Source organism: Paraburkholderia sp. SUR17 (assembly GCF_029536165.1).
Lineage (GTDB): Bacteria > Pseudomonadota > Gammaproteobacteria > Burkholderiales > Burkholderiaceae > Paraburkholderia > Paraburkholderia kururiensis.
In genome coordinates this window covers 1,263,112-1,275,954 of record NZ_CP120508.1, presented here as the reverse complement: position 1 = coordinate 1,275,954, position 12,843 = coordinate 1,263,112, and the positions used below count along the sequence as shown (strand labels likewise).

Sequence of the window (12,843 nt, the reverse complement as noted above, 5' to 3'; positions counted from 1 at the left end):
TCCTCGTGACGGGCGCGGGCGGCCAGGTGGGCCAGGAGCTCGTGCAGCGTGCCGGGCAGCATGCGTTGGTCGGGCTGTCGCGCGCGCAGCTCGATATCGCCGATATGGACGCGGTGCGCGCCGCGCTGGCCGCGCATCGCGCGAGTGTGGTCATCAACGCGGCCGCCTGGACGGCGGTGGATCGCGCCGAAAGCGAACCGGAGGCCGCCTGGCGCGCGAACCACGACGGGCCGGCGACGCTCGCCGCCGCCTGTGCCGAAGCCGGGATTGCCCTGTTTCATCTGTCGACCGACTACGTGTTCGACGGCCGGGCGCCCGGTGCCTATGCGGAAACTGCGGAGGTAGCGCCGCTCGGCGTCTACGGCATGAGCAAATGGGCCGGCGAACAGGCGGTGCGCGCGCATCTGCCGGACCGGCATCTGATCGTGCGGGTCGCGTGGGTATTCGGCGCGTACGGCGGCAACTTCGTGCGCACCATGCTGCGCATTGGCCAGGAGCGCGACGTGGTGCGCGTCGTCGCCGACCAGTACGGCGGCCCGACCTATGCGGGCGCCATCGCCGACGCCTTGCTGTCGATCGCCGCGCGCCATCTCGCAGGCGAGCCGCTTGCCTCTGGCACCTACCATTTGTGCGGCACGCCCGTCACGACCTGGCATGGGTTCGCGCAAACCATCTTCACCGCCGCGCAGCGTGCCGGGCTGCTCGCGCGCACGCCGCTCGTTCAGCCCATCCTGAGCTCGGCGTATCCGCTGCCGGCGCCGCGGCCCGCCAATTCGTCGCTCGACTGCACCCGGCTGCGCGAGCGCCTCGGCATCGAAGCCCCGCCGTGGATGGCGGGTTTAAGCGAAACGCTCGACATCTGGAAGCGAACCTCATGAACCATCGTCCGCAGCACGTGCTCGTCACCGGCGGCGCCGGCTTCATCGGCGCCAATTTCGTCCGCTACCTGCTGGCGACCGATCCACACGTGAAGATCGTCACGCTCGATCTGCTGACCTACGCCGGCAGGCTCGACAACCTTGCCGACCTGCCGGACGAGGACCGGCACCGGCTCGTGGTCGGCGACATCTGCGACAGGCAACTGGTCGATGCTTTGTTGCGCGAGCACGCAATCGACACGGTCGTCCATTTCGCCGCCGAGAGCCACGTGGACCGCTCGATCGCAGGTCCCGGCGAGTTCGTCCGCACCAACGTCGTGGGTACCGCGACCCTGCTCGAAGCCGCGCGGCAGTACTGGTTCGGCGAGCAGCGTCTTGACGCCGCCACCGTGCGGGCGCAACGACGCTTTCATCACATCGGCACCGACGAGGTGTACGGCACGCTCGGGCCCGACGATCCCCCGTTTTCCGAGACGACGCGCTACGCGCCCAATTCGCCGTATTCGGCCAGCAAGGCCGGCTCCGATCATCTGGTGCGCGCCTACTGGCACACGTACGGATTGCCGGTCACGACGACCAACTGCTCGAACAACTACGGCCCGCTTCAGCACGACGAAAAATTTGTCCCGACGGTCATCCGCAGTTGTATCGAAGGCACGCGCATCCCGGTGTACGGCAACGGCTCGAACATCCGCGACTGGCTGTTCGTCGACGACCATTGCCGCGCCATCGACACGGTCGTGCGCCGCGGCGCCCCAGGCGAGACCTACAACGTCGGCGGCTGCAACGAATGGCGAAACATCGATATCGTGCGACTGATCTGTGCGCTGATGGACGAGGCCCGACCCGATGGCGCGCCGCATGCGGGGCTGATCCAGTTCGTGACCGATCGGCCCGGACACGACTGGCGCTACGCGATCGATGCCGGCAAGATCATCGACGAACTCGGTTGGCGGCCCGAGGAGAGCTTCGAGAGCGGGATTCGCAAAACACTGACGTGGAATCGGGAGCGGATAAAAACCTGGACTGATCCGGCGATGAATCGGGGGTGCGGCTAAAAACCTGGCATGGCGTTGACGAGTTCAGCATCTGGCCGTGTGCCGATTGACCGGCTCACAACGAACCCGTCGAAGCAGTCTATTACCGGCGACAGATGCACCTTGCCGGCAGGGATCTGGAATTCGGTGATGTCAGTGAGCCATTTCTGATTCGGGGCGGCTGCACGGAAATCACGATTGATGAGATTCTCCGGAGCGGGAGTGATTTCTCCACGATAGGAGCCATAGCGACGTCGGCTGGTCGACGCAGCGGGCAGGCCTTCCTGTCGCATCAAACGTCGCACGACTTTCTCTGAGATAAAGACCTGCTGCCTGCCCAACGCCGCCCGGATTCGACGATAGCCGTAACAGCAGGGAGATCCGGTGCGGGGCAGCCAAGCCATCATCGCCGCGCTGGAATCAGACCAGCCCCCGCTGCATCTCGTCATTGGAGGCGATGCGCTCGATCTTGTCCGCACCAAGCTCGAGGACCTGAGGCGCGATCTCGACACATGGGAGCGTCTGACGAGAAGCACGGATTACGAGACTTGAGAGGTCGCGCGAACGCACCCAGCGGGCTGCTTTGGCCCTGTCGCCTGGCACCTCCGTGCGAAAGGCGGCGACATTGAAACCCGCTGTTCTAGCGGCCCCGAATGCTTTCGAGGAAGCGAGCCATGATCAGGATCATGTTGCTTACGCCTACGTTCGCACCGAGCGCCTGCGGTAAAGCCGCTCCGACTGACGCGATGAAATTTCTTGCTGCTCGTCCCGAGCATCTGCGGGAAGTCGAACAGCGGTCAGCGATTTAACTTCGCGTACTACACCACCGCTTCGCAACAGACGCGGCTCCGAGTGAAGGTCGACCCAAAATCACTGGAGCTTGTTGAGACGCTAATACTTTGACTTTGGCACAGGCGGACGCGTCACCGCCAGACCGGTACCGCTCGGTGTTGGTTTCGCCCACAGCGCCTCGCTGTATCGCGAACGTGTCGGAGTACCAGACTTGCAGCCATGTTTGCGCATCGTGGCGAGGTGCGAAGAACGCAAAACGAAGCGCAGCAGCGCCGATCACTTTCCGTGCGATGGGATTCCCGGCAGTAAGCGGCGCTTCGGCAACGTGTACGCGAGATCATTTCCGGAGAGGCAGTGTCACCGGGAGCGAAGGCATTCGCGCTCCCGGGCATTCACTTACGGGCATCCTTCACCACGTATGCGCTATCAGCACCTTCTCGCTCCAGCATGGCTGCACGTCGGCATGTATGGGAGAGCGCACTCATTTGCCTTGAATAGGAGCACATCGGATGAGGATTAGCTTGCGTTTCCTGCTGTTGCTTGGTGCGTTGACCGGCTATCTGCAGTTCAACATCGCAATGTCGCAAGAGAGCACCGATACACCGTTTTCCCCTGGGGTGCGCATTTCACCAGAATCGCCTATCCCGGGAAGTACAGGCTATCCGAGGATTGTACGAGTGATGAACGAAGCGGGGCATTACACCGGCGATCTGGTTGCGAGTTCCCGAAGCGACATCTTTTCCAGTGGTGACCACGGCAAGACCTGGACCCGGATCAGTACCATTGACGCCTCGTCGAACGGTCTCACCCTCAGGTGCTGCGAAACCCTCTTTCAGTTAGACCGACAAGTTGGAAGCTTGCCGCGCGGTACCCTCGTCTATGCCGCAGCGTACCTGGAGGGGAAAACGCCTGCCATCGGTTACTTCACAAGCGGTGACCACGGGCGGGTTTGGCAATATCAAGGCATTCCGGTGGCGAGAGGCGATCTCCATCATGGCCTTTGGGAGCCTCAATTCGAGATTGCGGATGACGGGGCACTGGTCATGTTCTGGTCTGACGAGACGGATCCTGCGCATAGCCAGAAGCTTGTCCAGATGCGCAATTATTTCAAGGGCGCCGGCTGGGAAGATCAGCGAGATACCGTAGCCAGCGGTGTAAAGCAGGACCGCCCAGGCATGGCCGTGGTCAGCCGCATTTCAAACGGCCGGTTCTTCATGACATACGAGGTTCAGGGGCCCCGGTTTTCAGGCACTGTACATGCGCGTGTCTCGACAGATGGATGGAATTTTGGCGATTCCACGTATCTGGGTTTTGTGCCAAAGGATGAGAAGGGTGAGTATTTTAAGGTCGCTCCGAATAACACGTGGCTTCCCGGTTCGATGAAAGAGAGTGGCCGGATCATCGTAGTTGGCAGGAATCTGGTCGACAGCAACGGCAAGCAGGCCCCGCTCGACGGGCGCGTATTGTTCGCGAATGCCGATTCGGAAGGACATGGAGTCTGGACCAGGTTGCCGGCACCGGTGCAAGTCGGCGGCATACCGCCAAGCACAGACATCAATTGCGCCAATTATTCGTCAGCGCTGCTCGCCTATCCGAATGGACGCGGATTGGTGGAACTCGCGACAAAGCCTGACAATCCCGGCGTCAAATTTGGGAAAGGGTGCACGGTCTACGTCGGTCATCTGGATATTGGCCCCTAGCAGACCAACAGAAGATGTCCGCTGGCACATCGGCCAGCCCTTCTGAGCGATCGCGATGGCCGTGGCGGACAAGACGCTCGTCAACGTCGCAGGCCGAGGTTGACGCCGGCTTCAAGCCGGGTGCACCTGTCTAACGTGCCGCGTCGGCCAGAAGCGGCCGCTCGACACCTCCGCATGGATCGTTAGCAATTGGTATCTCCGACATCGAGGTTACCTCATGCGCAGATTACAGGCACCGCGCTGCTATATTGCGGGCGGCGACGTCGCGGAGCCAATCTTCATACTGGATGGTGCAGTCTCCGAGCGGCTCTTCGCGTCGGAATTCTGGAAGCGAATCAACAGCTCGTGGGGCACGATGTTCGACCAATTCGAAGACGACGAGGCTGCGCCCACGATTCTTTTGCAAATTGCATCCGAGCAAGAGTCTTGCGTTCGGTCGCTTCACTCGCAGAGTGGAGACACGGTGTGTTTCGTTTGCGGTTGGTCTCCCAGGGGGACGCCGACACTATTGAGGTTCAGCGGAAGGATCTTGTCTCGCAACGGGTCATGCTACGAAGCCTCCTTGCTTCGGCTGCTGCCAGCAGGGAAGCGCTTGAATTCAGTCTTTGACTGCGGCCTGCTTGCGAAATGGGCTGACCACGGCCCGACGAGAGCCTGCGACCTGCGTGCTTGACGGCCGCAGGCCTCCGAAGACGCAAATCAGGTGATGGGTCGCGGCGCCGTTGCGCGTTTAACGCGGTCCGGGGATGAGGAGCAGCTTGCCGTGCGCGCGACCGGCCATGCTAAGTTCGACCGCTTCCCGCCAGTCTTCCCACGTGAACGTGCGCGCGACCGGAATGGCGAACTGCCCGACGGCGGCCAACCGGGCGTAGTCTCCGAGTACATCGTAGCGATGCACCCCCTCCTTCTCGCGCCCTGTCGTGCGAACGCCGAGGCCGCCCTCGTCAAAATCGCTGAAGCTCATCACCCGGCGAGGGTCGCCGCCCACGATCCGGATGAGGTCGGGCAGCACGCCTTGGACACGCGCGGTATGCAAGGCGAAATCAGTCGCGCCTTGCGCGATCTCGCGAACACGCTCGACCATCCCTTCGCCATAGGGCGTCACTTTCGCGCCTAGCGCACGCAAGCGATCCGCGAACGTTTCGCCGGCACTAGCGATCACATGGGCGCCCCGCAGCAGCGCGATCTGAACAGCGGCGAACCCGGTCATCGTCCCGCCGCCGTTGATCATGATGGTTTGCCCTTTCGATAGACCAAGCAGGTCGATGCTGCGGGTGGCCGTTTCAACGGCCATGGGAAGACACGCCGCGTGCTCGAGGCTCAACCCGTGCGGCACGGCAAACCAGACTTTCAGGACGGCGAATTCCGCCGCTCCGGCGGTGGGATAGCCGAGATAGTCGGGAACGCCAAAGACGGGATCGCCAAGGTTGACGTCAGTGACGCCTTCCCCGATTGCATCGACCGTCCCCGCCACGTCGAAGCCGATGCCGCGCGGCGGCGGCAGCGGAAAGAAGCCCTGGCACACCGCCCAGTCGGCCGGATTAAAAGCGCACGCATGAACCCGGACACGCACCTGCCCCGCGCGGGGTGAGGGGACGGGAACATCGGCCAGATGCAGGACATCCGCCGGCGCACCATAGCGCTGAACCCAAAGGGCTTTCATCGTTGACGGATCGGAACTCGACATTGCAATTCTCCGTGACGGTTGGCAGTGGATGCGAGACGCGCGGTTGCCTCTCCCATGCTTGCGGCGCACGGAGAACAACGATAGCGTATCGTCATATGCTGACGATACGCGTAAAGTCAGCTTGTGACAATACGATTGGTGAATCATGCCCAGAGATCCCGAAAAAGTGCGGCGCCGCCTTCAGGAGGCGGCGCTCAAGCTCTATCAAACCCGCGGTTACGACGGCACGACGGCGGCCGACATCGCCGCTGAGGCCGGTGTCACGCAGCGCACGTTCTTTCGTCATTTCCCTGATAAGCGGGAAGTGCTGTTCGGGGGGGAAGACGAGTTCATCTCGACACTGACGAGCGCGGTGGCGAGCGCTCCGCCAGATCTAGGACCGCTGGAAGCCCTGGTTCGCGCGTTCCCGTCGGTCGAGCCACTCTTCATCCAGAATCGCTCGTTTACCGAGCCGCGCCGGTACATCATCGCGGCCAACCCTGCCTTGCAGGAGCGGGCACAGACCAAGTCCCGCGCCGTCACGTCGGCGCTCGTGGAGGCATTCCGGCAGCGTGGTGTGTCCGACAAGGCCGCCAGCCTCGCGGCACAAGTCGGAATGGCGACGCTAGGGCAGGCGGTTGCGGCCTGGTTCGAAAACGGGTCGACGGATCTTGGCGTCCACGTCGAACACGCGTTCAAGGAATTGAGCGATCTCGTGACGTTTGCTCAGAGGCCACGAGACGAGAGAGGGGTGCGGTAGTCCTCACGCCCGGACTGTCGTTATCGGCCTCGAAGTTGTCATTCGGTGCCCGATGACAGAAGGTCAGCGTCGGGTCGACGGGGGCCAGTCACCAGCCAGGTTCGACCGAGATGCAATGACATCGGGCGCCGCCGCGATGACTCACGAAGCCTGAAAGGTGTTTGTGAAGAAAGGCGCCCACCCATTCTTGAGGCAGGCGCCGTGGCTGTTATCGAGGCAGGTAGAAATCCATGGGAATAAGCTCGACGGCCCATCCGCCTTCTTCGCCCAGAGTGGCGGCCGGGTGCATGGACGCGATGCGCAACGCGTCGTCAAGGCTATCTGCTTCGATGATGAACAGGCCGCCCACGACTTCCTTCGACTCGGTGTAGGGTCCATCGGTCACGTGTGTCTTGCCACCGCGCGGGCGAAGCGTACGCCAGCCGCTCAGATCGCCAAGCGACGCGGAAACCAGAACCTTGCCGGTAGCACGCATGTTCTCGTCCAACGCGGGGCATCGGCTCAACAATTCCTTGACGTCGTCCGGTGGCATCGCGGCAAACCTTTCAGGGGTGTAGTAGGCCAAGCCGAGGTATTTCATAGGAGATCCCTTGAGTGTGTATGGACTGACGACGAAGCTGACGATCGGAAATCGACAATGCTTCTGGATGCTTGAACGCTGTCGGCGATGGTTGGGAACGCCTAACGTTACGTCAGTTTGACGAAGCAAGCTTCATGATCCGCTCCGCCCGTCGCACGACGGGCCGGTCCACCATGCTTCCATCTATCATCAGTGCGACGCCCTTCCCGTCCTGCGCCGCATCAAGCACACACCGCGCCCACGCTATGTCGCTTTCCGATGGCGCATAACCCTGGTTCACCGTGACCACCTGTTTCGGGTGAATGCATAGCTTGCCGAAGAACCCAAATCGCTTGCCGTTGCTGGTGTCGCGTTCGAGTTGCAACGCGTCGTGCACCGCGACCGTTACGCCGTCGACAGGGGCATCGATACCGGCCACACGCGAGACTTTCGTGAGCTCTGCCCGAAAGCCGTTGAGTTCCTCGTTGTCCACGTCCATCTGCATATCGAGCGTGAAGTCGAGCGTGCCGAACATGAGCTGACGCACGCATGGCGCCTTCGCAATTTCAAGTGCGTTGCACATGCCCTTCGCACTTTCAATGAGCGGGAAGACGGCCGTTTGCTGCTTTGCGGCGCTGACGAGCGCGGCTACGTCGGCGGAACATTCTGCTTTCGGCAGCACGAGCCCCGCGATGCCCGGCAGACGGCTCAACTGTGCGTCTTCCTCGAACCACGGCGTGTCACGGGCATTGACACGGACATACACCACGCGGTCTTCTCGCGCCCAGGTAGCGACAGAATGGCGGGCCGATATCTTGTCCGCCGCGGCAACCGCGTCTTCCAGATCGATGATTACCGCGTCGGCGCCGCTCTTCATCGCACGGTCGAAGCGATCCGGCCTGCTTCCGGGTACAAAGAGATAGGAGCGGTGTTTCCCAGCGCCATGTTCTGTCATGTCGTTCCTTATGGTTCATGCGTACAGTCGTCGGGTGCACAGTCGCAGACATTCACCCTCTGTTTGCGCGCAAACGCAAAAGCGCCAGCACGCTGTCGATGGTCGGCGTGCCAAGTCCGGCTATGTCGCGCATGGCCTCGATCGAATCGGCGAGCGGCTGATATTCGAGCGGACGTCCTCGCTCAAGATCCTGCAACATCGACATCTTGTGATGAGGCGCCGAGCGCGCCGCCGCCAGCCGTTCTTCAACCGCAATGGGCGGCGGCCCGCCCAGCGCGCACGCCACGGCATCGGCTTCCTGCATCATGCGACGCACGACGTCCACGGCGCCTGGGCTCGCAGCCAGCTCGCCCCACGTAGCAAGCGTCAACGCCGCTACCGGATTCCAGCACAAGCTGCTGATCATCTTGATCCAGAGCCAGCTACGGATGTTGTCGACTACAGGCGATTCGAAGCCTGCGGCGCACATCGCTTCCGACAGACGCCGCACACGCGCCGATACGGAACCGTCCGGCTCGCCGAGTGGCAGCTTTGCGTAGCTACCGTCCTGATGAACGACGCCCGGCGCGACGACTTGAGCCGCCACGCGAAACACACAACCGAGTACACGCTGCGGCGGGATAGCACGCCATAGCGTGCCACCGGGATCGAGCCGGTCGATGCGGCGATTGGCATGCGCGCCCGGCTGCCCGTAGAAGTACCAGTAAGGAATGCCGGTGGTCGGTGGAATGAGCGAAGTATGCGTGCCGATGAGCGGCTCGATGGAATTCACCACGTCTAGCAGTTGATGCTGCTTCAGCGCAAGGAATACGTAGTCCTGCACACCGAGCGACGCGGGGTTGTCCGTTGCCTTCACATGTGCCGTGACCTCGCCCGCGGCATCGACAATGCGTATGCCCTGCCGGCTGATCGCATCCAGTTGCTCGCCGCGCGCAACGACGCTGACCTCGATACCCGAAACGCAAGCGAGGCGCCCGGCGATCAGACTGCCGATAGCCCCGGCTCCATAGACACACACCTTCATCGCGCGACTTCTCCCGAGATGCGCTTCAGTGCTTCGCGCTGACTCTCCTCGTGACTCGGAGCACGGCCCTCGGCAATAGCGAGCAGGTCCACATCACGCGTCTCGGGCCCGGCCCATGCGCTGAACAGAAACAGCAGTCCGCCGACGCATTCGAGCACCAGTGGGGTGTACTCGTAAGGCATGAACTTCTGCAGGCCGAGCAGCCAGAAGCTGTAGAGGCCCGGCACGATCACGCTCAGGTAGTAAGCAAGCGAATAGCCGGTGGAGCGCATCCGCGTCGGAAAGCATTCGTTCAGGTATGTGATGACGACGCCGAGCGACCCGCTTGCGACAATCATCAAGACAGATATCGCAACACCCATGCCGGCGGCGTCGTGTGCGCCTTTGCCGTATTCGACGATCGTGTGATAAAGGAAAGGCGACAACGTGATCGCGACACCGAAGATCATCAACATCCGCCGCCGCCCGATCCTTTGACTCAGGATGCCGAACGCGACCACCGCAATCATCACCGCCACGTTCGCAACGATCGCCCATTTCGTGAAGATGGAAGCCGGCACGTGCAGATAACCCATCATCAGGGAGGGCAGCAGCGAGAGCGCCATCTGGTTGCTGAACCAGTAGCCGGTCATCATCAGAAAGAGAATGCCCGCCTTGCGCACGTGCGCGCGATTGCCCAGAAGCTCGCCGAGCGGTTGCTTTTTGGCGCGCGTGCCGTGCAGGCCCTTGAACTCCAGCTCCGGCACCTTCGCGTAATAAAACAGATAGACCACCCCGAACAACACGCCGGCCAGAAAAGGCAGCCGCCATCCCCACGCGCTGTACTGCGCTCTGGAGATGACGAGCAGCAGCACGAACTGGATGGCGTTGATGGCGATCACCGAAAACACGGCCGATGCGGCCATCAGCCCGCCGACAAGCCCGCGCATCGGGATAGGAGAACGTTCGAGCGCGAGCGGCAGCGCAGACGCATAGCCGCCGCCGAGAAAAATGCCGTCCAGAAACCGCAGCAGAATGAAGAGCACCACCGCCCCATAGCCCCACTGTGCATAGCCGGGCATGATCGACAGCACGAACGTGACGAAGGTAAATCCGGCCGAAACCAGCATGGCGATCTTCTTGCGTCCGTACTTGTCGCTGAGATGTCCGAATATCAAACCGCCCAGCGGACGACCGAGCAGCGTGGCGGTGAAGATCAGCGTGCTGACCGTGACCTGAATCGACTCGGGCAGCGACTTCGGTATGAAATAGCCGATGATTGCCGGCAGGATGAATGCCGGAAGATAGATATCGAACGTGTCGATGAACATCATGAACGCTCCACCGAACATGGAACGTTTCGCCGCGGGCGAGAGGCTCGCGGCTGTCGGCTGATTCATGGCAATGTCTCCTCGATTGGATTTCCCGGCGCGGCACCGCAACGGCACGCGCCGCTTAAGTCAGCAGAACGTCAGTCGAACGTCGCGTCGGCCTGCATGGATACGCTGCCGTCCGGCAGTGCCGTCCAGACCATTGCATCGCTGCCGCTCGCGTGTGCGTTGATCGTGAGCACGGTGCCGAGCACGCTCGGCTGCATGCCGCGGTAGCGGAGCGTCGCGAGCGATTTGCCCGCGATCTCTTCGGCGTACATGGCCAGAAGCGTCGCGTGCAGCGGGCCGTGAATCACGAGGTTGCTGTAGCCCTCCACCTCGCGGCAATAGTCGACGTCGTAATGAATACGGTGGCCGTTGAACGTCAGCGCCGAATAGCGGAACAAGGTGGTCGACGTAGGCTCGAAGCGCCTGCTGTGCTGCGCCGCGGGCATGGCAGTCGCGGCCGAAGGCGGGCGCGGGCCTGGCGGCGCCGTTTCCTTGTAGACGATATCGTGATGCTCGCTGATTGCGGTGCGGCCTTCATGTAGCACGTCATGCCGTACGGTCACGAACACCAGTTCGCCGCTACGCCCCTGCTTGTGTTCGACAGAGACGATCCGCGAACGCTTCTCGACGCTCGCGCCCAACGGCAGCGGTGCGAGAAACTCGAGCCGGCCGCCTGCCCACATGCGATTGGGCAGCGGCACGGGCGGCAGGAAGCCGCCGCGTGCCGGATGACCGTCGCGCCCGAGCTCCGACGGCGGAGAGCCGCTCAGGAAGTAGATCCAGTGCCATAGCGGCGGCAGCGGCACGCCTTCGACCAGGGCGGCGGGATCAAGGCCCAGCGTGGCGGCCATCAGGTGCGCGTGACGAACCGACAACGTATCGACATCCGACATCTCCTTGCCGACCCATTGCTTCAGATGCGCCATATCCACACGACTCATGACGGTTCTCCTATCGCTACGTCTGCGAACTCCTCGCGTAGTGCGGCTCCCTGCTGATTCAACCGCGGTGCCGGCATGAATCGCTGCGCGTCCCACGGCGCGCGCACGGCCGGCGCAATCAGATCGAGTTCGCAGTCGCCCACCTGCATCGGCCATGTACGAAGAGCCGGGTGCTTCGCCATTTCCGCAACGGAGCGTACCTGTCCGAATGCCGTGTTGGCTTCGGTCAGCCGGTGCAGCACTTGCTCGACATCCAGCAATGCAAATGCCCTGGCGATTACGGCATCGAGCGCGGCGCCGTTTCGCACGCGTGCATTGTTCGTCGCGAAGCGTTCGTCGTTCGCAACATCGGGCGCGCGCAGAAAGACGGCGCAAAACTGTTGCCACTCGCGCTCGTTCTGGATGCTGATCACGATGTCTCGACCATCGCGCGTCGTGTAGGCACCATAGGGCGCAATCGACGGATGCCGCACGCCCTGCCGCGTCGGCGCGCCCTTTCCATACATTTCGTGGACGTACGGAATCGTCATCCAGTCGGCAGCGCCATCGAACAGCGATACCGCGACGCCCGTACCCGCCCCCGTTCGTTCACGCAGCGCCAAGGCCGAAAGGACCGCGATCGTGGCGTTCATGCCCGCGCCGATGTCGCAGATCGACACACCGATGCGTCCGTACCCTTCGGGCGTGCCCGTGATCGACACGAGCCCGCTCTCGCATTGCACCAGCATGTCGTAGGCCTTGAGCGCGCTCGCGCCACCTTCGCCGTAACCGGTGATGTCGCACGTGATGAGCCGCGGGTTGCTCCTGCGCAGCGCAGCGCTGTCGAGGCCGGCACGTGCGAGTGCGCCGGGCGCGAGGTTCTGGACGAAGACGTCCGCCCTCGAAACGATGCGTTTGAGCAATGCCGCATCTTCCGGTTGCTTGAAGTCGAGTACGAGCGACTCCTTGCCGCGATTGGTCCAGACGAAGTACGACGACTCGCCGTTCGCCGCGTCGTCGTAGCCGCGCGCGAAGTCGCCCTCCGCGCGTTCGATCTTGATGACGCGCGCGCCCATTTCAGCGAGCCGGCCGGTGCACAGCGGCGCGGCCAGCGCCTGCTCTATGGAGACCACCAGAAGCCCTTCCAGTGGTTTCGTGTTTATCTGCTTTGCCGCCGATGCGGACATGTGATCT

11 protein-coding genes and 1 pseudogene are annotated in these 12,843 nt (G+C 62.4%); 4 read left to right on the top strand and 8 right to left on the bottom strand.

What is annotated here, in order from left to right:
- Nucleotides 1-5 precede the first annotated feature (5 nt).
- Nucleotides 6-878 carry a dTDP-4-dehydrorhamnose reductase gene (gene rfbD / locus P2869_RS05695; protein ID WP_277597706.1) on the top strand — a complete coding sequence of 291 codons (873 nt, stop codon included), beginning with the start codon at nucleotides 6-8 and terminating at the stop codon, nucleotides 876-878.
- A complete protein-coding gene (gene rfbB / locus P2869_RS05690) occupies nucleotides 875-1,936 on the top strand; it encodes a dTDP-glucose 4,6-dehydratase (protein WP_277597705.1) in 1,062 nt (353 codons plus the stop codon). The genes rfbD and rfbB overlap by 4 nt, the downstream gene beginning before the upstream one ends.
- A 14-nt stretch (nucleotides 1,937-1,950) precedes the next feature.
- Here rfbB and P2869_RS05685 read toward each other — a convergent pair.
- Nucleotides 1,951-2,286: pseudogene (locus tag P2869_RS05685) on the bottom strand (IS3 family transposase); the annotation flags it as partial.
- 930 nt (nucleotides 2,287-3,216) lie between these two features.
- Here P2869_RS05685 and P2869_RS05680 point away from each other — a divergent pair.
- A complete protein-coding gene (locus P2869_RS05680) occupies nucleotides 3,217-4,407 on the top strand; it encodes a sialidase family protein (RefSeq protein ID WP_277597704.1) in 1,191 nt (396 codons plus the stop codon).
- A 730-nt stretch (nucleotides 4,408-5,137) separates the two neighbouring features.
- Here the strand turns inward: P2869_RS05680 and P2869_RS05675 are convergent.
- The gene (locus P2869_RS05675; RefSeq protein ID WP_277597703.1) at nucleotides 5,138-6,094 is read right to left on the bottom strand and encodes an NADP-dependent oxidoreductase; all 957 of its coding nucleotides are present in this window, start codon (nucleotides 6,092-6,094) and stop codon (nucleotides 5,138-5,140) included.
- Nucleotides 6,095-6,239: 145 nt separating this feature from the next.
- On the opposite strand from P2869_RS05675, the gene P2869_RS05670 reads away from it, so the two are divergent.
- Nucleotides 6,240-6,833: a TetR/AcrR family transcriptional regulator gene (locus P2869_RS05670; RefSeq protein WP_233411501.1), complete on the top strand. Its 594-nt coding sequence runs from the start codon at nucleotides 6,240-6,242 to the stop codon at nucleotides 6,831-6,833.
- Between the two features lie 208 nt (nucleotides 6,834-7,041).
- On the opposite strand, the gene P2869_RS05665 is transcribed toward P2869_RS05670, so the two are convergent.
- From P2869_RS05665 to P2869_RS05640, 6 genes are all read right to left on the bottom strand, one after another.
- Nucleotides 7,042-7,413 carry a YciI family protein gene (locus P2869_RS05665; protein ID WP_277597702.1) on the bottom strand — a complete coding sequence of 124 codons (372 nt, stop codon included), beginning with the start codon at nucleotides 7,411-7,413 and terminating at the stop codon, nucleotides 7,042-7,044.
- A gap of 112 nt (nucleotides 7,414-7,525) precedes the next feature.
- A complete protein-coding gene (locus tag P2869_RS05660) occupies nucleotides 7,526-8,269 on the bottom strand; it encodes a CoA ester lyase (protein WP_277597701.1) in 744 nt (247 codons plus the stop codon).
- Between the two features lie 130 nt (nucleotides 8,270-8,399).
- Complete coding sequence (locus tag P2869_RS05655; protein WP_017777796.1) at nucleotides 8,400-9,371, bottom strand: 2-dehydropantoate 2-reductase; 972 nt, start codon at nucleotides 9,369-9,371, stop codon at nucleotides 8,400-8,402.
- Nucleotides 9,368-10,750, bottom strand: coding sequence for an MFS transporter (locus tag P2869_RS05650; protein ID WP_017777795.1), 1,383 nt, complete (start codon nucleotides 10,748-10,750; stop codon nucleotides 9,368-9,370). Before P2869_RS05650 ends, P2869_RS05655 begins: the two co-directional genes overlap by 4 nt.
- Before the next feature lie 71 nt (nucleotides 10,751-10,821).
- Nucleotides 10,822-11,670: a MaoC family dehydratase N-terminal domain-containing protein gene (locus P2869_RS05645; RefSeq protein ID WP_277597700.1), complete on the bottom strand. Its 849-nt coding sequence runs from the start codon at nucleotides 11,668-11,670 to the stop codon at nucleotides 10,822-10,824.
- The gene (locus P2869_RS05640; protein ID WP_277597699.1) at nucleotides 11,667-12,836 is read right to left on the bottom strand and encodes a CaiB/BaiF CoA-transferase family protein; all 1,170 of its coding nucleotides are present in this window, start codon (nucleotides 12,834-12,836) and stop codon (nucleotides 11,667-11,669) included. The genes P2869_RS05645 and P2869_RS05640 overlap by 4 nt, the downstream gene beginning before the upstream one ends.
- Nucleotides 12,837-12,843 lie beyond the last annotated feature (7 nt).